Origin of the sequence: Subtercola boreus (assembly GCF_003399635.1) — a bacterium.
In the GTDB taxonomy this organism is placed as follows: Bacteria; Actinomycetota; Actinomycetes; order Actinomycetales; family Microbacteriaceae; genus Subtercola; species Subtercola boreus_B.
The window spans coordinates 205,477-226,368 of record NZ_NBXB01000029.1 but is presented as its reverse complement, the minus strand read 5'-3'; the positions used below and the strand labels follow the sequence as shown (position 1 = coordinate 226,368).

The 20,892-nt window shown below is 69.8% G+C and carries 20 protein-coding genes; 10 read left to right on the top strand and 10 right to left on the bottom strand.

Going from position 1 to position 20,892, the window contains the following annotated elements:
- The first annotated feature begins 23 nt into the window (after nucleotides 1-23).
- A complete protein-coding gene (locus tag B7R22_RS10975; protein ID WP_253259018.1) occupies nucleotides 24-233 on the top strand; it encodes an Rv0909 family putative TA system antitoxin in 210 nt (69 codons plus the stop codon).
- Between the two features lie 29 nt (nucleotides 234-262).
- Here the strand turns inward: B7R22_RS10975 and B7R22_RS10970 are convergent, their stop codons facing one another.
- Complete coding sequence (locus B7R22_RS10970) at nucleotides 263-742, bottom strand: NUDIX domain-containing protein (RefSeq protein WP_116411768.1); 480 nt, start codon at nucleotides 740-742, stop codon at nucleotides 263-265.
- Nucleotides 739-1,755 carry a hypothetical protein gene (locus B7R22_RS10965; protein WP_116411767.1) on the bottom strand — a complete coding sequence of 339 codons (1,017 nt, stop codon included), beginning with the start codon at nucleotides 1,753-1,755 and terminating at the stop codon, nucleotides 739-741. The genes B7R22_RS10970 and B7R22_RS10965 overlap by 4 nt, the downstream gene beginning before the upstream one ends.
- A 95-nt stretch (nucleotides 1,756-1,850) precedes the next feature.
- On the opposite strand from B7R22_RS10965, the gene B7R22_RS10960 reads away from it, so the two are divergent.
- A complete protein-coding gene (locus B7R22_RS10960; protein WP_116411766.1) occupies nucleotides 1,851-2,759 on the top strand; it encodes a cation diffusion facilitator family transporter in 909 nt (302 codons plus the stop codon).
- 81 nt (nucleotides 2,760-2,840) lie between these two features.
- On the opposite strand, the gene B7R22_RS10955 is transcribed toward B7R22_RS10960, so the two are convergent.
- Nucleotides 2,841-3,866 carry an FKBP-type peptidyl-prolyl cis-trans isomerase gene (locus tag B7R22_RS10955; protein WP_253259017.1) on the bottom strand — a complete coding sequence of 342 codons (1,026 nt, stop codon included), beginning with the start codon at nucleotides 3,864-3,866 and terminating at the stop codon, nucleotides 2,841-2,843.
- 227 nt (nucleotides 3,867-4,093) lie between these two features.
- On the opposite strand from B7R22_RS10955, the gene B7R22_RS10950 reads away from it, so the two are divergent.
- Both B7R22_RS10950 and B7R22_RS10945 read left to right on the top strand, forming a co-directional pair.
- The gene (locus B7R22_RS10950) at nucleotides 4,094-4,387 is read left to right on the top strand and encodes a DUF7882 family protein (RefSeq protein WP_116411765.1); all 294 of its coding nucleotides are present in this window, start codon (nucleotides 4,094-4,096) and stop codon (nucleotides 4,385-4,387) included.
- 42 nt (nucleotides 4,388-4,429) lie between these two features.
- Entirely contained in the window at nucleotides 4,430-4,792 is a 363-nt protein-coding gene (locus tag B7R22_RS10945; protein WP_116411764.1) for a hypothetical protein, read from the top strand.
- 51 nt (nucleotides 4,793-4,843) lie between these two features.
- Here B7R22_RS10945 and B7R22_RS10940 read toward each other — a convergent pair whose 3' ends face one another.
- From B7R22_RS10940 to B7R22_RS10920, 5 genes are all read right to left on the bottom strand, one after another.
- Nucleotides 4,844-5,059 (bottom strand): hypothetical protein, encoded by a 216-nt coding sequence (locus B7R22_RS10940; protein WP_116411763.1) that lies wholly within the window; start codon nucleotides 5,057-5,059, stop codon nucleotides 4,844-4,846.
- Between the two features lie 184 nt (nucleotides 5,060-5,243).
- The gene (locus tag B7R22_RS10935; RefSeq protein ID WP_116411762.1) at nucleotides 5,244-6,500 is read right to left on the bottom strand and encodes a sugar ABC transporter permease; all 1,257 of its coding nucleotides are present in this window, start codon (nucleotides 6,498-6,500) and stop codon (nucleotides 5,244-5,246) included.
- A gap of 2 nt (nucleotides 6,501-6,502) precedes the next feature.
- Nucleotides 6,503-7,465: an ATP-binding cassette domain-containing protein gene (locus B7R22_RS10930; protein WP_116411761.1), complete on the bottom strand. Its 963-nt coding sequence runs from the start codon at nucleotides 7,463-7,465 to the stop codon at nucleotides 6,503-6,505.
- Between the two features lie 138 nt (nucleotides 7,466-7,603).
- Nucleotides 7,604-8,710, bottom strand: coding sequence for an ABC transporter substrate-binding protein (locus B7R22_RS10925; protein WP_116411760.1), 1,107 nt, complete (start codon nucleotides 8,708-8,710; stop codon nucleotides 7,604-7,606).
- 82 nt (nucleotides 8,711-8,792) lie between these two features.
- Nucleotides 8,793-9,995 carry an ROK family transcriptional regulator gene (locus B7R22_RS10920; protein WP_116411759.1) on the bottom strand — a complete coding sequence of 401 codons (1,203 nt, stop codon included), beginning with the start codon at nucleotides 9,993-9,995 and terminating at the stop codon, nucleotides 8,793-8,795.
- A 55-nt stretch (nucleotides 9,996-10,050) separates the two neighbouring features.
- Here B7R22_RS10920 and B7R22_RS10915 point away from each other — a divergent pair, with 55 nt between their 5' ends.
- Together B7R22_RS10915 and B7R22_RS10910 are read left to right on the top strand one after the other, a co-directional pair.
- A complete protein-coding gene (locus tag B7R22_RS10915; protein ID WP_116411758.1) occupies nucleotides 10,051-10,536 on the top strand; it encodes a hypothetical protein in 486 nt (161 codons plus the stop codon).
- A 14-nt stretch (nucleotides 10,537-10,550) separates the two neighbouring features.
- Nucleotides 10,551-11,354, top strand: coding sequence for an esterase/lipase family protein (locus tag B7R22_RS10910; RefSeq protein ID WP_116411757.1), 804 nt, complete (start codon nucleotides 10,551-10,553; stop codon nucleotides 11,352-11,354).
- 99 nt (nucleotides 11,355-11,453) lie between these two features.
- Here the strand turns inward: B7R22_RS10910 and B7R22_RS10905 are convergent, their stop codons facing one another.
- On the bottom strand, nucleotides 11,454-12,773 hold the full coding sequence (locus tag B7R22_RS10905) for a glycoside hydrolase family 76 protein (protein WP_116411756.1): 1,320 nt from the start codon (nucleotides 12,771-12,773) through the stop codon (nucleotides 11,454-11,456).
- Complete coding sequence (locus B7R22_RS10900; protein ID WP_147305357.1) at nucleotides 12,773-15,058, bottom strand: hypothetical protein; 2,286 nt, start codon at nucleotides 15,056-15,058, stop codon at nucleotides 12,773-12,775. Before B7R22_RS10900 ends, B7R22_RS10905 begins: the two co-directional genes overlap by 1 nt.
- Before the next feature lie 197 nt (nucleotides 15,059-15,255).
- On the opposite strand from B7R22_RS10900, the gene B7R22_RS10895 reads away from it, so the two are divergent.
- The 4 genes from B7R22_RS10895 to B7R22_RS10880 all read left to right on the top strand — a co-directional run bounded on the left by B7R22_RS10895 (nucleotide 15,256) and on the right by B7R22_RS10880 (nucleotide 20,862).
- On the top strand, nucleotides 15,256-16,584 hold the full coding sequence (locus B7R22_RS10895) for an MFS transporter (RefSeq protein ID WP_116411873.1): 1,329 nt from the start codon (nucleotides 15,256-15,258) through the stop codon (nucleotides 16,582-16,584).
- Nucleotides 16,584-17,834, top strand: coding sequence for an alanine racemase (locus B7R22_RS10890; protein ID WP_116411754.1), 1,251 nt, complete (start codon nucleotides 16,584-16,586; stop codon nucleotides 17,832-17,834). The genes B7R22_RS10895 and B7R22_RS10890 overlap by 1 nt, the downstream gene beginning before the upstream one ends.
- A gap of 119 nt (nucleotides 17,835-17,953) precedes the next feature.
- On the top strand, nucleotides 17,954-19,309 hold the full coding sequence (locus B7R22_RS10885) for a D-arabinono-1,4-lactone oxidase (RefSeq protein ID WP_116411872.1): 1,356 nt from the start codon (nucleotides 17,954-17,956) through the stop codon (nucleotides 19,307-19,309).
- Nucleotides 19,306-20,862 (top strand): glycoside hydrolase family 1 protein, encoded by a 1,557-nt coding sequence (locus B7R22_RS10880; RefSeq protein ID WP_116411753.1) that lies wholly within the window; start codon nucleotides 19,306-19,308, stop codon nucleotides 20,860-20,862. Before B7R22_RS10885 ends, B7R22_RS10880 begins: the two co-directional genes overlap by 4 nt.
- Nucleotides 20,863-20,892: the final 30 nt, after the last annotated feature.

Genomic DNA, 20,892 nt, shown 5'->3' with positions numbered 1-20,892 from the left:
ATCCATTCAGAAGGAGAAATATCGTGGGATTCGAAGACATCACCGCAAAGGCACAGGCTTTCCTTGCAGACACCAAGGTTCAGGATGCGCTCAAGAGCGAGAAGGCCGAAGAGGTGAGCGACAACATCCTCGATTCGGTCACCGGAGCGGTGAAGAAGGCCACGAGCGGAAAGTTCGACGGCCAGATCGACGGCGCTCGCGACGCAGCGGACAAGGCCGTCGGTACAGAGTGACCGGCTGACCGCGGGAGGGCTCGCTCCGTTCAGCGCCCGAGCCGCAGGCCGAGCGAATCCAGCAGCGGCTCCTGGCCGGCCACGACGAGGCTCCGAGCCTCACCGAGCAGCACCCACCGGGCGTCGTCGATCTCGGGGTACTCCCGCAACACACCGGAACCGCGGGGCCACTCGAGCGTAAAGGTGTTGCTGCCGACGAAGTCGACGCCGAGTTCACCTGTGACTTCGGCGGTGTAGACGCAAACGATTTTGCCGGATCGCTGCCTCGCCTCTCCGAGGAAGTCAAAGGCCAGCGCGGGCGGGGGAGCTCCGATCTCCTCGTCGAATTCGCGGAGTGCCGCTTCGAGCGTGCTTTCTCCGGGCTCGACGAGCCCCTTCGGTATCGACCACGCCCGTTCGTGCTTGCGTGCCCAGAACGGTCCGCCCATGTGCGCGATCCAGACCTCGGGCCCTGTCGGCCGCAGCCGGTACAGCAGGATGCCCGCGCTCACCGTGCCTGCCGGCGTCATCGGCTCGCCGCCCGAGCGGTGTTGGATGCCCGGCGGGCCGCCTTCTCGCGCTGGCGGTCGAGTCGTCCGAACGCGCGGTCGGTCTCGTCGAGCCGTTCTTCGAGGTCTGCACGGTCTACCTCACGGTCATGGAGCTCCGACTCGACGTCGGCCAGTCGCGCCCGCAGGCGGTCGATCTCGTCATCGACAGCGTCGGACCGTTCGCGTGCCGCGCGCCGCAGCTCCTGCAGCTCGCCGAGCTGGCTGTCGAGGGCCTCGAGTGCCGCCGCGGCGTCGGCCGCCTCGACGGCGGCTTCGGTCTTCCGCTGCGTCGCAGCCGAGCTCTGGCCCCGGGGGCTGCCGGGCGTCCCGCCAGCCTGGTCGGGCTCGGCTGGCTCGGCGCGCGCGTCACCGGCGTCGCTGTCGTCGTCCCTGTCACTGCCGCCGTCGTCGTCGTCCGACTCGGGCGGCGTGAACGGCCCGCTCACCGCGCCGCCGAGGTCGACCGACTCCACACCGGTGGCCGCCAGGGCGCGTACGAGTCGGCCGGTGCGCCCGGCGGCCGCTGCGGCGGGGTCGGCCAGAACGGCCTGGAGCGTCTGTTCCACATCGGTGGCGACAGCGGGGGAGAGCTTCGAGGGCCGAGCGCCGTCGGCGCCGCCCGGCGCATCCAGAGCCTGCTCGGCGAGTTCCAGCGCTGCTGTCGTCGCGCTCCGGAGCGTACTGCGGCGCTCGGCGGTGAGGGCCATGAGTGCAGTGGGTTCACCGCTCTCCATCGCCGCCCGCACGTTCGTGCCCAGTGCCGCAACGCTCTCGAACACCCCGGGTCGTCGGGTCGCGAGCAGGTTGACCGCCCAGGCGGCCGCAGACGGCTTCGGCAGCCGCTTGATCGCCTCTGCGAGCTCCCGACCGGCCGCCTTCCCGGCGGCGGCCCCGGCCTCCTCGCGCCCGGCCTTCGCAAGTTCTGTGCGCCGGGCCACGAACTCCGCGGGCGGCAGCACGGAGAGCTCAGCGGCGACGCTCTCGAGATCCACTCCTCCAGTATCGTCGTTCACCACGCGGCGCGGTGGCCCAGTGCATACTGGGATGGCCGGGCCGTGAGGCGCCCGTTCGTCACTGTGGGGGCCGGATGATCGTCGTCATCGCATTCATTGCGAACATCCTCGTAGCCATCGCCAAGTCGGTCGCCGCAGTGCTGACCGGTTCGGCCTCGCTGGTCGCCGAGGCATCGCACTCCTGGGCGGATGCGGGCAACGAGATCTTCCTGCTGGTCGCCGAGCGTCGTTCGGCCAAGCGGAAGGACGCCGGGCATCCGCTCGGCTTCGGGCGTGAGGCCTACGTCTGGTCGCTGCTCGCCGCGGTGGGGGTGTTCACTGTGGGCGCTGTGGTGTCGGTCATGCACGGCATTCAGGAGATGTTCGATCCCGAACCCGCCTCCGACTATCTGATCGCCTATATCGTGCTCGGCATCTCGGCTCTGCTCGAGGGGGCGTCGCTGCTGCAGTCCGTGATCCAGGTGCGCCGCACGGCCTCGAAGTATCGCCGCGACGCGTTCGACTACGTGCTGAACGGATCGGATCCGACGCTCCGGGCCGTCGTGGCGGAAGATGCGGCGGCCCTCGTGGGGTTGGCGATCGCCTTTCTCGGCATCCTGCTCCACCAGCTCACCGGCAACCCGTTCTGGGACGCGCTCGGCTCGGTTCTCATCGGCCTGCTGCTGGCGGTGGTGGCCGTGGTGCTGATCAACCAGAACAGGCGCTACCTGGTGGGGTTCAACCCGCCGGAACGGTTCCGCACCGGGGCCGCGAAGCAGTTGCTCGACCAGCCCGAAATCGCGCGGGTGACCTACCTGCACCTCGAGTTCGTCGGGCCGTCCCGGCTCTTCCTCGTCGCGGCCGTCGACCTGGCGGGCGACGACCCCGAGGAGCACGTCGCCCGGGTGCTCCGGCGCATCGAGCAGACGATCGAGCAGAATGAACTCATCGAACGGGCTGTGCTGACGCTCTCGGTGTCAGACGAACCGTCACTCGAGTTCTGAGCCGCCGCGCGGCGCCCCGGGAATCCGGAGCCCGGAGGCGGCCCCGGGCATCCAGAACCCAGGACCGCCGCCCAGGTGGTGCTACTTCGCAGCCGACGCGGTGGCGAGGATGTCGACCACGAAGACGAGGTCGTCGGTGCCGCCGATCCCGGCTGATGCCTGGCCGGTGGCGCCGTAGCCCTGGTCCGGCGGGATCACCACGATCACCTGAGAGCCGACGGTTGCGCCGACGAGTGCGGCACCGAAGCCCTTGATGACCTTGTTGGTGGCGAAGCTGGTCGGGCCGCCCTTGGTCCAGCTCTCGTCGAAGACCGCACCGGTCGTCCAATTGACGCCCTGGTACTGCACGGTGACCGTGTCGCCGTCGCCGACGACCGCGCCGGTGCCGAGCTTGAGGGTGGCCATCTGCAGGGTGGTGGGTGCGGGGGTGCTCGGGATCGTCACGGTGGGCGTTCCGTCGTCGGCCAGGGTGACCGTCGGGAAACCTGCGGGCGCGGGCTGATCGGCGCCCGTGGCACGGGTGGGCATGTTGGGGTCGGTCGTCGGGGTCGGCGCCGTGGTGGCCGCGGGGGCCTCCGTCACGTCCTTCACATCGATCACGAACACGACGGTGTCGGTGGCTGCCACGCCGAGCGTGGAGTTACCGTTGGTACTCCAGGCATCGGCCGGTGGCACCACGGCCACGATGCGCGATCCCACCGTCGAGCACTGCACGGCCTTCACGATGCCGGGAAGGAACTGCGTCTGGTCGACCGTCACCTTCTGCGAGCCGATCTCGGCGTCTGTCGTGGTGAACAGCTGCTTGCCGGAGGTGCCGTTGTAGAGCGTGAAGTCGATGGTCGCGAGTGAGCCTTCTGTGACTTCGGCGCCGGTGCCCACGGTGGTGACGGTGCGCTCGGTCGCCGTCGCTGTGAGGGGCGCGGTGAAGGTCGTCGTGGGGAGGGTGTCGAGGTCGCCGGTTGCCGTCACGGCGTCCGAAGTCGTACCGGCCGCTGTCGGTGTGCAGGCGGCGGCCGAACTGGTGGCGGTGGGAGCCGCAGAGGACGCGCATCCCGCCAGCGTGAGTGCGACGGCGGCCGCGGCCGCGATCAAGGTGAATTTACGCATGGATCCTCAGACACTTCTCATTGGTGAACAAACCCGATCAGTCTCTCCCGTCGGCCTATGAACAAGCTGTTGATGGGCTGGGAGAGCAGGGCGCCGCTCGAAGAATACCTTCTGCGGGAAAACTTCGGGAACGGGCGTGACGAATGCTCCGCGACATCCGTCACAGTAGTGGCGCTCTTTCGCCCGTACCCGCCAGGAGGCATGAACTACATGGGAACCACAACATCATGGGAACACTGACCTACGGTTCAGCGGGTACCGTCCTGCACTTCGACGACAGAATGCTGGCGCACCTGCAGACGGTGATCATGGCGAAGCTGCGGCGCGACGAGAAATTCGGCCTCACCTGCGCCCACGGCCCCACCGGCCTGACGTCGGTGTGGCTCCATCCGTCCATCCCGCTCGTCTTCACCTTCGACTCGTCCGACAGGCCACAGCTCAACCGGGCGTGGGTCGAACTTCTCATGCAGTCGGCGAACAGTGGATCGGGTCTGAGCGTCGTTCCCGAGCCGGAGGGCTGAAGACGGGAGGTCACACCGGGGCCGGGCACTATCGTGGGGAGGATGATCTCACGACGTGAGGCGGCACTCCGCCTCGACATCCCCCTCGAGATGGCGTCCCGCCACGGCCTGCCCTCGCGGATGACCGAGGAGGAGGTTGTGGCGATCGACACCGATCCACCCGCCTGGTTGCTGCAGTCTCGAGCCAACCGCACCGGCAAGAAGCCGGTCTGGGTCCAGCTCACCTGCACGATCTGCGGGTTCACGGAGGCGGCCCGGCCGAAGAAGTGGTGGCCGACGTTCACGTACCTCAGCTGTGACTTTCACGCACCCGACGAGCTGCCGCCTGTGGCATCCGGAGATTCCCGGCGGGAGTTCGACGCCATCGGCAGCAGGTTCGTCGGAGTCATCGACGAACCTGCCTGACCGGCAGCCGACGGGGCCGGCTCCCGGTCAGGCAGGGTGAGCCGGGAAGACCTACTTCTTCTCTTCGAGCTTCAGGGCGACGCCGAGCGCGAAGAACGTGGGTGCCCAGTGGCCGATGAAGATGCCCCAACGGTCTGACTGGGCCTTGGAGTCGCCCTTCTTGGCGCGGCTGATGAAGTAGGCCACGAACGACAGCGCGATGGAAGCGAAACCGCCTGCGTAGGCGTATTCGCTCTTCAGGCCGAATTCGCTGAGTTTCTCGATCATGGGATGGATCCTCCTGATTGTCTTCTACGTTCTGTAGATGCCTACAGTCTGCGTGGTCGGAGCGAAGACGCGAAGGGCCTTGACACAGGCGCTCGCCCGGACAAAAGCGTCAGGCCTGGACAAAAGCGTCAGGCCTGGACAGAAGCGTCAGGCCTGGACAGAAGCGTCAGGCCCGGACAGAAGCTCAGGCCTGGCCGTGGCTGGCCCGCGAGCGGCGGGAGAGCGAGTCGATGATGACGGCGAGCAGCAGCACCGCGCCGGTGATCATGTAACGGATCGACGAGTCGAGGTTCAGCAGCGTCAGACCGTTCGAGATCGACTGGATGACCAGGATGCCCAGCAGCGCGGAGTAGGCGCTGCCCCGACCGCCGAAGAGGCTGGTTCCGCCGATGACCGCGGCCGCGATCGCATTCAGGTTCGTGTCGCCGCCACCCGAGGAGAGGCTCGCCGAGGTGAGCCGTGCAGATGCGAGCAGGCCGCCGAGAGCCGCAAAGGTCGACGTGAGGATGAACACCGAGATGTACACCCGGTTGACCCGGATGCCGGCCCGGCGCGCTGCCTCGACGGAGCCGCCCACGGCGAACACCGACCGGCCCCACTTGGTGCGGGTCAGGAAGAAGTTCATCACCACGACCAACACCACGAACAGCAGGAACATGGCGCCGAGGCCGCGGTCGGTCGCGAGGTACGCGACGACGATCACGAGGAGCACCAGGAGGGCGATCGACTTGATCAGCGTCACCGAGATCGCGCCGGTCGACAGGCCGGCCTTCCGGCGACGCGAAGCGCGGCGGATGTCGGTGTAGAACACCGCTGCCGCGGCGAGCACGGCCAGGCCGTAGGCCGCCCACGGCGGGAGGAACGTCGCCTGGGCGAACTGCACGATCCACGAGTCGTAGGGCAGATTGATCGAGCCGTTCGGGCCGAGCACCTTCAGTTGGAGGCCGAGGAAGGCGAGGAGCCCGGCCAGAGTGATCACGAAGCTCGGCACGCCGAACCGGGTGAAGAGCAGTCCGTAGAGGAAACCGATCGCAGCCCCGACGACGAGGGCGACCACGACGGCGAGCAGCACGGGCCAGCCGAGCTGGGTGAGGCCCACGCCGAGGATGGCCGCGGCGAGACCACTCACGGAACCGACCGAGAGGTCGATCTGGCCGAGGAGTAGCACCAGCACGATACCGATCGAGATCGTCCCGACGGCGGCGCACTGCAGGGTCAGGTTGACGAGGTTGTTCGACGAGAGGAAGTTCGGGTTCAGGATCTGGAAGATCACCCAGATGACGACGAGGCCGATGATGACGGGCAGAGAACCGAGGTCGCCTCCGCGCACACGCTGCTGAAAGGCGAGCACGGCGCCCCGCACACCCTCGGTGCGGATGAGACGTTCGTCTTGCAGGTCGGCGGCGCGGTCTGCCGGCGATCCGGTGGGAGAAGTGGTCATGGTCAGCGGATCTCCTTCGAACCGTCGTCGGGGGTGTCGGCGCCTGTGGCGTTGTCGGGCAGCGGTTCATCGACGGTGGCCGTGCCGAGTGTGGGGCCCACGGCATCCGGAGTCGCCCTGCCCACAGGCGGAGCGGCCGCGTCGTGCGCATCCGCTGCCGCTGCAACCGCGTGCGCGCTGGCCCGGCGGGTGACGACGTTGTCGGTGGCGCCAGTGATGGCGGAGATGATCTCCTCGTAGCTCACGTCTGCAACGTGGAAGTCGCCATTGTTCCGACCGAGGCGGAGCACCACCACGCGGTCGGCGACGGCCTGCACATCGGCCATGTTGTGGCTGATGATCAGCACGCCGAGGCCGCGCTCGCGGAGGCGCTCAATGAGGTTCAGCACTTCGGCGGTCTGCGCGACGCCCAGCGCGGCGGTCGGTTCGTCGAGGATCACGACGCTCGGCTCGCCGATGAGCGAACGGGCGATCGCGACGGTCTGGCGCTGCCCTCCGGAGAGGGAGGCAACGGCGATCCGCACTGAGGGGATCTTCGCGGAGAGCTGCCGGAGAAGGCTCCAGGCGCGCTGCTCCATCTCCTCTTCGTCGAGGGTGCCGTGGGTGATCTCGCGGCCGAGGAAGAGGTTCGAGACGACGTCGAGGTTGTCGCAGAGCGCGAGATCCTGGAAAACGGTCGCTATTCCGAGGGCGCGCGAGGCTGTCGGGGTGGGGATCGACACCACCTGGCCGTCGAAGGTGATGGTGCCGGAATCCTGCGGGTGCACCCCGGCCAGGATCTTCACGAGGGTCGACTTGCCCGCGCCGTTGTCGCCCACAATGGCGACGACTTCGCCGGCATGGATGTCGAGGTTGATGTCGGTGAGCGCGCGCACGGCGCCGAAGCCCTTCGACACGCCCTTCAGCGACAGCACGGGTTCGCGGACCGAGCCCGCGGTTGGAGCGACGGCGGATTCCGTCGTCACGGTTCCTCCTCAGGAAATGGATGGTGCCAGGAACGACCGGCGGGGGTTGAGCGGGCAGGGGTGGTCGGCAGCAGAGACGAGAGCGAACCTGGCCGGATCGCGTGTGGGCGCGACCCGGCCGGGTTCGATCCGTGGGTGTTACTTGATGCCCGCGGTGGCGCAGGCGGCTGCGTAGTCTGCGGTGCAGATGTCCGAGGCCTTGTAGAACCCGTCGGCGACGACGGTCGACTCGATGTTGTCGACCGTCACAGCGACCGGCGTCAGCAGGAACGAGGGGATGGAGGCCCCGCCCTTCGTGGTGGTGTTCGAGGTGGGCGAGACGCTCTCACCCTTCGCGAGCGACACGGCGAGGGTCGCAGCCTGCTCGGCTTCGGGCTTGAAGGCCTTGTAGACGGTCATGAACTGGTCTCCAGCGAGGATGCGCTGGATGCCGGCGAGCTCGGCGTCCTGGCCCGTGACGGGAGGCAGCGGGCTGACGTTCGCACCCTTGAGTGCGGCGATCGCGCCACCGGCGGTGCCGTCGTTGGCCGCGTACAGCCCGACGATCTGCGAGCCGAACTGGGTGATCTGTCCGGCGACCCAGGTCTGGGCCTGTGCCGGGTCCCATCCGGGTGTGTCGTACTCGGCGAGGATCTTGTAGCCCGACTTGTCGATGACGGAGTGCGCGCCCTTCTTGAACTGGCTCGCGTTGTTGTCGGTCGGCGACCCGTTGACCATGAGGATGCCCGCGTCCGCGGCTGCGCCGCTCGCCTTCAGCTTGTCGACCAGGGCCTGGCCCTGCAGTTCGCCGACCTTCTCGTTGTCGAACGAGATGTAGTACGACAGGTCGGCGCTGTTGATCAGGCGGTCGTAGGAGATCACCGGGATTTTCTTGGCCTTGGCTTCCCCGACGATGGATGCTGCGGCCTCACCGTCGAACGGGTCGAGCACGAGCACGTTGACCCCCTGGGTCAGCATCGACTCGGCCTGCTGCTGCTGCTTGGCCGCATCGCCGTCGGCGTTGGAGTAGAGCACGGTGCAGTCGGGGCAGAGCGACTTGATCTTCGCTTCGAACAGGGGCTTGTCGGCGCTCTCGTAGCGAGCGGTGACGGAGTCGGGCAGCAACAGGCCGATCTTCGCCGTGGAGGCGTTGGCGGTGTTTGCTGCGGTACCCGATGATGAGCCGTTCGAACATGCTGTGAGCGAGCCGGCTGCGAGCAGGAGTGCGGCCGTCGCAATGACCGCTCTCGTGGTGGCGATCTTCATTGAAAAACCTCCCGTTATTGCCGCCCTCATTGGCGACGTGAGCGAGCTTGGCATCTTTGCCGCTTGTCGTCAAGACTTGAAGTCAAGCAGGAGATAACAACTTGGCAGCAGTGTTGTCGTCGGCCGTGATGTGCACGCTGTCGACGGCGTAGACCGCGGCTCCGAGCGTCGCTGCACGTGCTCCCAGCTGGCCCTGCACGATCTCGGGCATGAGCTCCGGCCCGACGATGATCGAGCGCTCGACCGCGTGCCGGAGCGGACCGAGCAGCAGTTCGCCCGCCCGCGCGAGTTCGCCGGCGATCACGATGCGTTCGGGGTCGAGCAGGTTGCAGAGATTCGCCGCGGCGACGCCGATGTGCCGCCCGGCATCCGCGACGGTACGCATCGGCAGGGACTCGCCGGCCATGGCCCGCAACACGATGTCGCCGAGTTTCATTGTGCCGAGCTCGTGCCGCAGGCTCTCCAGCAGGGCGGGCCCGCCCGCGATCGCCTCAAGGCACCCCCGGTTGCCGCACCGGCAGAGCGGACCATTTTCCAGGATGGTCGTGTGGCCGAACTCACCGGCTACGCCGTTGTGGCCGCGGAAGATCGCTCCGTTCAGGATCAGCCCGGCCCCGATACCGTCGCCGACGTCGATCGTCACCGAGTTCGCTCTGCCCCGAGCGGCTCCGAGTCGGTACTCGGCGAGGGCGGCCAGGTTCGCGGCGTTGTCCACGAAGACCGGGCGCTTGAGTCTGCGCTCCATCACCTCCGCGACCTTCACGCCGTCCCACCCGCGCATGATCCCGTTCCGAGCGGTGGTGCCGGTCTCCCGGTCCATCGGCGCAGGCACGGCGATCCCGACCGCCATTACCTCCTGCATGGTGGCGTCGACCGACTCCAGCATGTCGGCGAGCAGCAACGTCGTCTTGTCGAGCTCGTTGTCTGCGCGGTGGTCCTTCGCGAGAGGCATGTGATGCTCGGCCACCACGCGGTGGCTCGCATCCGCCAGGGCGATGCGCATGTGGCGGGTCGAGAAGTGCACTCCGACGAACAGGCCGAGCGAGTGCGCAAGGGTCACGTGCTGGGCGCGCCGGCCACTCCGCGTGCTCGGTGCGACATGCAGCAGCCCCGAGGCCGAGAGCTCTTTGACGATGTTCGACACGGTGGCCGGGGAGAGCCCCGTGGCGCCGGCGAGTTCGACCTGCGTCAGACCACCGTGCTTCTTGACGGCGTCGACGATGCGCGCTCGGTTGGCTTCACGAAGTGAAGTCTGAGAGCCAGGAGTGCGCCGTTGGTCATCCACCAGAACAACATACAGCCCATGTCAATGCCCAGCCGGAGCGACGCATAATTGCTGGATGATCTCTCCTCAGCTCTCCCACGCCCTCCGACTGGCCGGCCTCCGTTGGCGCCCGGTCTCCGGCGATCTCTTCATGATCTCCCGGGAAGGGTTCGAGGGCGACGTCTTCACGGTCAGCGACATGACGATCGAAGCGCACGAATACGACACCGGAACGGTGCTGGGATTCAACGGCACGACCGAGTGGGCGCTTGACTCCGTGGCCCTCGACGACGCGCTCTGGATGCCTGCGGAACATCAGCTCCGCGCCCTGCTCGGGGCGACGTTCCGTTCGCTCCGGAATGCGGGCAGCGGCGGTTTCGGTGGTGTCTCCGGCGCCCTCGACGAAGACGGACTGCTGGTCGAGGAGTCGTACGAGGTCGAGATCGTACTCTCGGGCCAGGCCCGGGTCTTCGTAGCGGTCGATGCTGCCGATGCCTACGCGGCCGCCCTGCTCGAACTCATCGGCGCATCGGGTGGCGGCCTCGAAGCCGACCTCGGCTGAGGGGCGCGGGGCGCATGAACCGACTGGCGATGGCGGGTTACTGGATGCTCGACTACGGCTACACCATGAGGGCGGAGGCGGCGGGCATCCTGCGTCCGCGTGGTGGCGGCGGGGTGCTTGCGGACAGTGGTGGCGCACGGGCTGGAGGCGCGGGGGCTGGCGGCGCGCGGGGTGGTGGCGCGGGGGCTGGTGGCGCGGCCGAACCGCTGCAGGTGGTGTTGCTGCCCGGCGTGTTCGAGCGCGCGCACTTCATGCTGCCGATCGCCCGGCACCTCGCCCGGCGCGGTCATCAGGGGCACCTCGTGCCGGAACTCGGCCGGAACACCCTGCCGATTGCGGAGTCGGCACGGATCGTCGCCGACAGGCTCGCCAGGGACGACCTCCGGAACGTCACGCTCGTGACGCACAGCAAGGGCGGTCTGATCGGCAAGTACCTGATGTTGCGGCTCGACCCTGACCAGCGCGTGCAGCACCTGATCGCCGTGAACACGCCGTTCTCGGGATCGGACTGGGCGCGGTACCTCCGCGTCCCGAGCATCCGGATGTTCGCCGCCGACGATCTCACCGTGACCTTCCTCGGCGCAGCCTCGCCCGCGAACGCGCGCATCACCTCCGTCTACGGGACGTTCGACCAGAACGTGCGGGCGGGCAGCGTGCTTCCGGGGGCCCGCAACATCCAGCTGCCCGTGGCGGGCCACTCCCGCATCATCGGATCCCGCGCCCTCCGCGCGTTCCTCGACGCGGAGCTCGCCCCCACTCCCACTCCCGCCCGCTTCCCCCCGCCCCACCCGCACAATGAGCCATCGAGAGGACGCTAACTGCGCTTTCGCGGCCTCATTGCAGCAGTTTGCGTCCTCTCGATGTGGTAGATGCGGGTGCGGGGCGGTCGGGATGTCGGGTGGCGGGTGCGCGGGCGGTCAGCGGGCAGCGCGGTGGCGCTCGTAGCGGGCGCGCGCCTCGATCGCCATCACGGCGGCCAGCTGCGTGCTGAGGGCGGTGGTCGGGCCGGGGGCGGCAGCCCAGTCGTCGGCGACCGGGGGATAGGCTTCCGTGGCGGGCGGCTCCGGGGCGGGTGGGCTGGCCGGCGTGCGGGTGGCGAGGGGGTCTGGATGCTCTGAGCGAGTCTCGGCGGCGGCGCGGGCAGGGCAGCGGGGGTATGCGCCAGAGGCTGGGGCATCGGGGCCGGCGAGCAGGGCGGTGTTCGCGAGGAAGAACGGTTCGAGCATCCGGAGCCCGGGGCTGCCGGGTGCCAGACGCTCCAGGAGCAGCTCGAGGTATCTCACGAAGATGCCCTTGAAGAGGCCCGCGTCGCCGCCGCCCCTCTGCTCGAGCCGCGCGGGTTCGTCGAGGAAGCGGCCCGACGGGGCGAGCCGGGCGATCGTGGCAGCTGCGGTTCGTGTGGCCCGATCGAGCAGGTGCGGGGCGGCTGACCGGTGGAACGCCTCGACGAGGGCTCCGACGTAGAGGCCCTGGTTGTAGGTGAACAGCCAGCCCGAGTCGAGTGCGCCGTCGCCGAGGCGGTTGATGCCGTCCGCGACGAGATCCGCCGGACCGGCGGGGGTGCGAGCGGGGGAATCCGCGAGTGCAGTGCTCTGTGCCCCCACGAAGGTCTCGGTGAAGAACGCCAGAGTGGCGTCGGCCGCCACCTCGTACCGGGCAGCGCCCGTGCGCGCGGCGAGCCGGGAGGAGAGGATCGCGAAGGCGCCGTTCGTCGGCGCGTTCAGGTAGTCGAGCTGCGAGTCGCGCCAGGCGATCGCGCCGGCCCGGGTGCGGCTCCCACCGCGGCTCCGGATGTGCTCCCAGAGCGCTTCGGCATCTGCGAGGTACCGGGCCGACCCGGTGAGGTCGAACAGTCGCAGCGCTGCGAGCGCCAGCCAGCCCATGTCGTCGAAGTAGTGATTGAACAGGCCGCGGTTGCGGCACAGGATGCCCGCGTAGGTGCGCTCGGCGAGCTGCACCCGTGCGTGGCCGCCGCCGTGTGCGCCGATCCCGTCGCCACGGCGTTCTGCCCCGTCGACCCGCACCCCCACGGCGTGCGCCAGCCACCAGTAGTTGAACGTGACGAGGTGCGCGAGCCGGATCGGCGCGGAGGTGTGCAGCCACCGGGCACCGAACACCCTGCTCTGGAAGTGCTGGGTGAGGCCCTGTTGCGCCCGGTCGGCGAGGCGATTCCAGTCAGCCGCACCGCCCCCGGCCGCTCCGCCCCCAGCCGCGCCGCCCCCGGACCCGTCCGGCATCACTTCAGCGACGGCGCGACGAACCGCAGCCACGCCCACACCGACAGGCTCACCGCCGCGAACCCGACCCCGACGAGCAGCAGGGCGGCGAGCGCCGGCGCCGGCTCTGCGGCGATCCCGGCGCCGGGGGTCACGGCGGGAGCGACCACCGCGGCGAGCAGGGTGAACGCTCCGAGGGCCGTGGCCAGCCACGCGGCCCGAGACCACGCGAACAGTGCCCGCCCGCTCAAGCGGCCGAACGGAAGCACCAGAATGGCCGCAGCCCCGAAGGAACCGAGCGCGAGCGAGTTGAGCATCTCGGTCGCGAAGGCTCCGAACGGCGTACCGAGGGCGGGGAGCAGGCTGATCGTCGTCCAGGCGACGCCGCCGAGCACGAGCAGGGTGAGCAGGTGGAGCATCGCGAACTGCCCACGAATGCGGTGTGAGGCCCCGTCGGCGCACCCGATGGCGAGCACCAGTCCGAAGAGCAGGGCCGGTTCGATCGTGAACACGCGGGACACAATCGTGGCGACCACCGCGAAGGCGAGGTAGCGCGGCGCGAACGTCACGGTCGACCGGATCCCGAGTATCCGGAGCCCGAGGAGCCGCGGAATCAGCACGGAGGCGGCGTTCAGAACGCCGAAGGCGATACAGATCGCTGCAAGCAGACGGAGGTAGGCCGGCTGGTTCTCGACCGGTCCCGAGAGCATGCCGATGGCGGCGGCTGCCACGACGGTCACCGAGGCGAGCACCCACGGGTTCAGGGCCAGTTCGGGCGCGCGGTCGAATTCGTTGCGGGGGCGGTTGCGCCCGGTCAGCAGGGTTCCCGTTCGCCTGATCCGCGCCCGGAAGGAGACCGAGAGAGCCCCGGCCATCAGGCGTGCGGGTGCGGCGACGAGGAGGAGTGCGGCCACGGCGACCCCGAGCGCGAACAGCCAGTTCAGTCCCGATGCCTGGCCGAAGACAGGCGTGAGCGAGAGCGAGAAGCGGGTCGAGCCGGCCCACGATCCGTCGGCGCCGTGCGATTCGGAGTGCGGCGTGCTGCCGCCAGCGCCGCCAGGGGACCCTGGTTCGCCGCCGGAAGCGCCGCCGGATCCGGCTCCCGAGCCGCCGGACGCGCCGCCGTCGCCCTGGCCGGTCGTGCCGCCCGTGCCGCCCGTGCCGTCGGTTCCTCCGGCACCGCTGCCGTCGCCGGAACCCGCGCCACCTGTGCCGTCCGGCCCCGCGGCCCCGCCGGCGCCGCCCGCACCGGGCGTCTGCGCACCGCCGGAAACCGCGCCCGGCGTGGCGGGTGCGCTCGCCGACGGGCTCGGTGTCGGCGTGCCCGCCACGAACACCACGTCGAACGCTGTGCTCTCGTTGCTGACGTTTCCCGCTGCATCCTGTTGGATCGCCGAAACGGGTGCCCGGGTGGCGGCGAGGTCACCGGCCGTGCAGCTCCATGCCCCGTTCTGCACCGTTGCCGTGCAGGCTGCGAACGAGCCGGCGAAGACGGTCACGAGCGCCTGGGGCTCGCCGGTACCGGCGAAGACGGCTCCGGATGCCCGCACCGACGTTCCCCTGGCCGGGCTCGTCACGACGGGGGGTGCCGGCGTGTCCGAGTCGATACGCAGGGTGAACGCAGCGCTGGCCGGCGACTCGCCCCCGCTCCACGTGGTGGACTGCGTCGCCTGCACCCGGAGGCTGCCGCTCGGGATGCCCGCCCCGAGGTTGCACGCCCAGCCGCCAGACCCGTCGGCGACGGCGAGGCAGTCGAACGAGCCGGCGTCACCCACGGCGGTCGCGCGCACGGTGGCCCCGCCTGCCGCCGAGCCCCGCACCGTTCCGTAGCCGCTGCTGACCCCCGACGAAGAGCCCGACTGTGCCGTCGGTGCGTTGAGGACGTTGACCGTGACCGTGTCGCTGGAGTTGTCGTGCCCGGCGACGAGCTGCACGACCCGGAGCTGCACCCCCGGAGCGTTCGGCAGTGACCCCGTGCTGCAACTGAACGTGCCGTCGGCGCCCACCGTGCTCACGCAGAGCGGATCGGAGCGCGTGCTGGCCGAGATCTGCACCGAGCTGCCCGGCTCGGCGGTTCCTGTGATGGTGAAACCGCCGCCGAGGAGCTCACCCGAGCCGGGGGAGGTGATCACCGGGCTGGCGATCGGAGGCGGGTCTGACGGGGGATCCGTCGGCGGGGGTGTGGGCGCGGGAGTCGAGGTGGGCGCGGGAACACCCGGCACGATACTCGGCGCAGGTGTCGGCGTGGGGGAGGGAGTCACTGCGGCCGTAGCGCGCTCCGAACCCGTCGCGAGCGTGAGGGCCACGGGCAGCAGCAGACCCACCAGTGAGAGCGCTATCAGGACTCGGAATCGCGAACGTAGAGCAGCCGGCCCCGCCGGCGCGCCCCTGGTCTTTCCCCATTTCACGACTGACACCTTCTTCCATTTAGCAAGGAATCTTTCCCAAAGTCAAAGCCCCATGCGGTTGTATGTAAGAAAACAAGGGGATGGACGGTAACCGGATGTCGCGTGAGACCCCTTGGCCGCACGGCGCACGCACGGCCCCCGCGGCGCCTGCGGGTGCCCCCGAAGCATTCGCCGAGCCCCGCATCCGGGTCGGCGGCGGCTGGATCGCGCTGTTCGCCGCGGCCTGGCTCGGCATCTGGATGGCCCAGCTCACCCCGATCCAACTGCTGTTGCCCCTCCAGATCGAGAGCCTGCAGAGCGGTTCTGCCTCAGCCGCGGCCGCCTCCACCGACTGGATCGCCAGCGTGCTCGCGTTCGGCGTCATCTCCGGCCTCGCGGGTGTCGCAGCGCTCATCGCGTTCCCGCTCACCGGTGCCCTCTCCGACCGCACCACCTCGCGCTTCGGTCGTCGCCGCCCCTGGATGGTCGTCGGAACCCTCGTATTCGGGTTGTCGCTGGCACTGCTCGGGGCCCAGAGCACGCTCGTCGGGGTCGGCATCTTCTGGGTTCTCGCCATCACTGGTTTCTGTGTACTCACCGCCGCGCTCACGGCCACCATCTCCGACCAGGTGCCGACGTCCCAGCGCGGAGTGGTCTCGGGTTGGCTCGCCGCCCCGCAGGCGATCGGAACGATCCTCGGCCTCATCCTGGTGACGACGCTCTTCACGGCACAATCCGCCGGGTACCTGGCCGTGGCCGTGCTGTTGGTGCTGCTCGTGCTGCCGTTCTGCCTGTGGGCTCCGGATGCGGTGCTCGAGCGTTCCGCCCGTGCACCCTTCGGCGCGCGCGCCTTCTTCAATGGGTTCTGGATCAGCCCCACGCGTCACCCCGACTTCGGGTTCACGCTGCTCGGGCGAGTGCTGGTGAACACCGGCAACGCCCTCGGAACGGCGCTTCTGCTGTACTTCCTCACGTACGGTCTGCACGATGAGTCGGCGGAGACCGACCTGATCGTTCTGACGCTCATCTACATGGTGTTCGTCATCCTCGCCTCCCTCGGGGCCGGGGCGCTCTCCGACCGGCTGGGGCGACGGCGGGCCTTCGTCTTCACGGCCTCCCTGCTGCAGGCCCTCGCGGCCCTGCTGCTGGCGTTCGTGCCGAACCTCGGAGCGGCCATGGTCGCGGCGGGGCTCCTCGGCCTCGGCTACGGCTGCTTCCTCTCCGTCGACCAGGCCCTCGCCACCCAGGTGCTGCCGGATCCGGCCGCACGGGGCAAGGACCTCGGCATCATGAATATCGCGACGGCGGTTCCGCAGGCGATGGCGCCGCTGCTCGGAGCGCTCGTCGTCGCGATGACCGGGGGATTCATGGCGCTCTTCGTGCTGGCCGCCGTGTTCGCGGCAGCCGGCTCCGTGGCGGTCGCCCGAGTGAGAGGAGTCCGCTGATGGATGACCGGCCCCCGTTCAGCCTGGCCAGGCCCCCGGCGGGCGCGGCTTCCTGGCACGATCCCGCCGAGCACTGGCCGCGGCTGACCCGGGCCACCGCCCACCTCGACCCGCCGCTTGCCGCGCTCGACCTCGGTGCTCTCGCACACAACGCCTTCGCGATGATCGACCGGGCGGCGGGCAAGCCGATCCGCGTCGCCAGCAAGTCCGTGCGGGTGCGTGCGGTGCTCGATGCTGTGCTCGCGCTCCCGGGCTACGCGGGGGTGCTGGGGTACACCCTGGCCGAGGCGCTCTGGCTTGCCGAGTCCATCGACGACGTGGTGGTGGGGTACCCGACGGCCGACCGTTCTGCGATCCGGCAGCTCGCCGCCGACGAGCGGCTCGCCTCGCGCGTCACGATCATGGTGGACTCCGTGGAGCACCTCGACCTGATCGACGCGGTTGTTCCGCCCCAGGGGAGGGCGAGCCTCCGACTCTGTGTCGAACTCGACTCGTCGTTCGTCACCCGCGCCCTCGGGCACGTCGGGGTGTGGCGCTCGCCGGTCTTCACGGCCGGCCAGGCGCGGGTGCTCGCGCAGCACATCGTCTCGCGGCCCGGCTTCGAACTCGTCGGGCTGATGGGCTACGAGGCGCAGATCGCGGGCGTCGGCAACCGCCCGCGCGGCAATCCGGCCCGCGCAGGCGTGCTCGACTGGATGCAGCACCGCTCCATCGCCGAGATCGCCGACCGCCGCGGCGCGGTCGTCGAGGCCGTGCGCGAGGTGGCCGACCTCGAATTCGTGAACGGCGGCGGCACCGGTTCGCTCGAATCGACCTCGGCCGATGCGTCGGTGACCGAGGTGGCGGCGGGCAGTGGGCTGTTCGGCGGGCATCTCTTCGACACGTATTCGCGCTTCCGCCCGGCACCGGCGGCCGCGTTCGCGCTCTCGGTGGTGCGAAAGCCCACGCCGCAGATGGCGACGCTGCTGGGCGGTGGCTGGATCGCCTCCGGCCCCGCGCAGCCCGACCGCCTCCCCGAGATCGTCTGGCCGGAGGGGCTGTCGATGCAGCCGCGCGAGATGGCGGGCGAGGTGCAGACTCCGCTCTCGGGCCGGGCTGCGGCGGCGCTCGCGGCGGGGGACCGGGTGTGGCTCCGGCACACGAAGTCGGGAGAGCTGTCGGAGCACGTGAACGAGTTCCACGTGGTGTCGGGCGACGAGGTGGTGGCGGCCGTACCGACCTACCGCGGCGAAGGCCAGGCGTTCCTGTGAGCGAGACCGACCCGAACGTCCCCGCGGCCACCAGCGCCCCGCGGGCTGCCGGCCCACGCCGCGCCAAGCGGCCGCGGGTCGGGGTCGGCGTGGGTCTCGGAGCCGACGGCGGAGCGGCCATCACGGGTGCGGTCTGGCAGAACTGGGGCCGAACGGAGGCCGTGCGTCCGGCACGCGTCGAACGGCCCGCGACCGCGGAAGCCGTGCAACGGGCCGTCGTCGCGGCCGCTCGGGCGGGCATCCGGATCAAGGCCGTCGGCGCCGGCCACAGCTTCACGGGCATCGCCGTCGCGACGGGGGTGCAGCTCGACCTCTCCGCCCTCAGTGGCGTGCTGGCCGTCGACGAAGCGCGCGGCCGTGTCACCCTCGGCGCCGGCACGCGCCTCTACGACCTTCCCCGGATGCTCCGGCCCTACGGCCTCGCCCTGGCGAACATGGGCGACATCGACAGGCAGAGCATCAGTGGAGCGATCTCCACCGGCACCCACGGCACAGGGGCGCGCTTCGGCGGCATCGCGGCCCAGGTCGTCGGAGCCGAGCTCGTGACGGGCGCCGGTGAACTCCTGCGGGTCGGCGACACGGCGAACGGCACGGCGAACGGTGCCGAGCCCGGCACAGAGCACGGCACAGAGAACCCCGAGCTGCTGCCCGCCGTCGCGCTCGGGCTCGGCGCCCTCGGCATCCTCGTCTCCGTGACGCTGCAGTGCGTGCCGGCGTTCGTTCTTCACGCAGTGGAGCGCTCAGAACCGCTGCAGGAGGTGCTGGAGACGCTCGAGGCCCGGGTGGCGACATCCGACCACTTCGAGTTCTACTGGTTCCCGCACACGCAGACGGCCCTCACGAAGACGAACACCCGCCTGCCCGGTACGGCACCGCGTGCCCCGCTGACGCTTGGGCGCCGCCTCGTCGACGACTGGCTGGTCTCGAACCAGCTCTTCCGCCTCACCTGTTCGCTCGGGCGGATCGTGCCCCCGGTCATCCCGTACATCAACAGGGTTGCCGAAAGACTCACCGGCACCCGCGAGTTCGCGGACCACTCGCCGCGGGTGTTCGCTTCGAGGCGCACGGTGCGGTTCCGCGAGATGGAGTACGCGCTGCCGGCCGAGGCGGTGCCCGCGGTGCTCCGCGAGATCGACGCGCTGATCGAGCGCCGGGGCTGGCGCGTCTCGTTCCCGGTCGAAGTGCGTTTCGCCGCCGCCGACGACCTGTGGCTGTCGACCGCGAGCGGACGCGCGACGGGATACATTGCAGTGCACCGCTTCTTCCGTGAACGTCACGAGAAGTACTTCGAGGCGGTCGAGGAGATCATGACGGCACACGCCGGCCGGCCGCACTGGGGCAAACTGCACACTCGGGGTGCCGAGCACCTGCGGGAGCTGTATCCGCGTTTCGATGACTTCGTGGCGCTCCGTGACCGGCTCGACCCGGCGCGGCTGTTCACGAATGCCTACCTCGACCGCGTGCTCGGCGCATGAGGCGCGGCAGCGGGTCGGGTGGGGGAAGCGGCGCGATCGGTTCGAGCGGGCCCCGGTCATCCAGTGCCTCACCGGGTGCGACCGGCCGTCCTGCCGCGGCGGCCAGGCGGCGGGTGGATGCCCGGGACACCGCCCAGGGCGAGGCGGAGGCCTTCGCCACCAGGCTCCCGGCGGACTTCGTGCTGGGGATCACCTCCAGTGCGTTCCAGATTGAGGGCGGCGCTCACGACGGCGGCCGGGAGCCGTCCGTCTGGGACGACTTCAGCCACCAGCGCGGCCGCATCGAGGGCGGGGCCACGGCCGACATCGCTGCCGACCACTACCACCGGGTATCCGAAGACGTCGGCCTGCTGGCAGCGCTCGGGGCGGAGTCGTACTCGTTCTCGTTTGCGTGGCCGCGCCTGCAGCCGCGGGGTTCCGGCGCGCTGAACCGCGAAGGTGTCGCGTTCTACGACCGCCTGCTCGACGAACTGCTGGCCGCCGACATCAGCCCGACGGCGACGCTCTTCCACTGGGACACCCCCTCGGCCCTCAGCGGCGGCTGGCTGAAGCGCGACACCGCCCACCGTTTCGGCGACTACGCCTACGCGGTGGGGGAGCAGTTCGGCGATCGTGTGCATCGCTGGGTGACCCTGCACGAGCCGGCCACGGTGATGCTCGAGGGGTACGGCTTCGGGCGGCACGCACCGGGATCCACCCTGCTCTTCGACGCGTTGCCGGTCGGGCACAACCTGCTTCTCGGGCACGGTATCGCCGTCGAGGCCCTCCGCGCGGCGCCCGTCACGGGTGGGATCGGCATCGTGAACTCCTACTCACCGACGTCGCCGCAGACGGGCTCCGACGACGACGCGCAGTTCGCCGCGCTCTGGAACACGGTGCAGAATCGGATGTTCGGCGACGCGGTGCTGCTCGGAGCGTACCCGTCGGTTGCCGAAGAGTTCAGGCGGCTGCTGAGGCCCCTGGTCGAGGCATCCGAGACCGACCTGGCGGTCATCCGGCAGCCCCTCGACTTCTACGGCATCAGCTACAGCGCACCGACCCGTGTTGCCGCGGGCGGTCTCGGCGTGGCTGCGGCCGACGGGGAGGCTTCGGCGCTCTCGTCGCTTCCGTTCCGCTTCGCGCCGTGGCCGGAATTCGAGCGCACGCCTTCGGGCCTGCCGAACGCGCCGGAGTTCCTCGGGGTGGCGCTCGCCCAACTCGGTGCCGAGTACGGTGATGCGCTGCCACCTGTGCACGTCAGCGGGGGCGGGTTCGGGGCTGCCGACAGGGTGGTGCTGGATGCCGCCACCGGCGACGCCCGCATCCCCGACGCCCGGCGGATCGACCACCTCACCGCCCACGTCGTCGCCGCGCTCGACGCAGTGGCGGCATCCGGGGATGCCGCGGGGGTGACTCTCGCGGGGTTCCACATCCGCTCGCTGCTCGACGGGTTCGAGTGGACGGCCGGCTACAGCCTGCGGTACGGCCTCGTGCATGTCGACCCGAACACGCAGGACCGCACCCCGAAGGAGTCGTACGGGTGGCTGCAGCGGGTGCTCGAGGCGCGTTCGTGAGGCGCTCGAGGCGCTGATCGCCCGGTCGCT